The sequence below is a fragment of the Chryseobacterium ureilyticum genome (assembly GCF_900156735.1).
GTDB classification, from domain to species: Bacteria; Bacteroidota; Bacteroidia; order Flavobacteriales; family Weeksellaceae; genus Chryseobacterium; species Chryseobacterium ureilyticum.
This window is the reverse complement of the sequence record NZ_FTOL01000027.1, coordinates 1-1,286: the sequence shown is the minus strand read 5'-3', so window position 1 is coordinate 1,286 and position 1,286 is coordinate 1. Positions and strand designations below refer to the sequence as shown.

Sequence of the window (1,286 nt, the reverse complement as noted above, 5' to 3'; positions counted from 1 at the left end):
TTTTTATTTTATTTTTAAAAGTCTCATACAGTAATGTATGAGACTTTTTTTTGCTCTATAGCCAGAGCACTATATCCAAAACTATTCTTAAATACGCAAATACTAAAGAGAACATGGACAAGGAGTAAGTAATCAATAAATAATCGGAAAACCACTCTCAAAACGTGACTGATCATAGCTTACTGAATATCTTCAATTCTACTCTTTACTTTACATAGAATCTATATCTAAGTTTTGGCTAAAGCCAGATTAATATATTTTTTATTTGAACGGGCTTCCTTTGATTATATTATTGTCCGCTCCTACTGAATAATGATTATGTCAAACAACACAGAACTCATATTCAAATATTTTTAAAGCTCATTCTTTAATTAAAGATATCGTCTTTACCTTATTTTCTAGATCTTTTTACTCTCTCATTTTTTCCCTAGATATATACTTTTTAATATTCTAAGTTTAGCTAACTTCATTGAAATGATTTACTTTTTTATAAATATTCCTTCCATTAGAATTAGGATAATAATTTATTCCTGGAAAGATTTGACTATTGCATGTTGAATCACTATTTAAAATATTGCATTATCCATTCAAAAATCTGCAAAATCTGTGAGATCTGCGAGAAACTAGTTACGTTTTAAATAAAACCAAGTTAAAGCATTGGATTTATTTTTCTGAAATAAGTTGAACACTATTTTTAGTACATTATTATATATTTTTGATATATAACTTAATTTTGGGATGTGGATATTATTTTGGTAAGCTTAAAAATATTCTCAATCTTTATGGCTACTTCTATTTTTTTGAATAGATCCACTCTCTATAAACACTCTTCATATACTGTACTATAAAAAGTACTTTCAAATAATATGATAATTTGTTTTATACAAAAGCTATTATAATTTAGTAAATACTCTATATTTTTTAATTGCCTTTTTGGTATACAATACGTTAGGCAAATCTCCTTAGCATGGATATTTTTATAATCCAGATTATTAACAATCATTGTGGATAACTATGTTAATCTCATAATGTATTATTAATGTGTATTTTATAGTAATATTTTTCCACTTTTATTGTTTTTATTATAATTGTATTTGTTTTGCGTTGAATAAAGTTGTTATCTTTGCCCCACTGAAAACGAGAGTATATCAGTAGCGCAGAAGAGCTTTTAGATAGGCAGAGACGATATTGCTTCAAGAAGAGAGGAACGAAAAAAAGCTTTGCATTTTTTATCAAATAAAATTTGCGAGTTAAAATAAAGTTAGTATCTTTGCAGTCCCAATTGA

Annotated in this window: 1 protein-coding gene; it reads right to left on the bottom strand. The window is 26.4% G+C overall.

Going from position 1 to position 1,286, the window contains the following annotated elements:
* Nucleotides 1-1,023: 1,023 nt before the first annotated feature.
* A partial coding sequence (locus tag BW983_RS24460; RefSeq protein ID WP_228409074.1) for a hypothetical protein occupies nt 1,024-1,286 on the bottom strand: 263 nt, incomplete at its 5' end.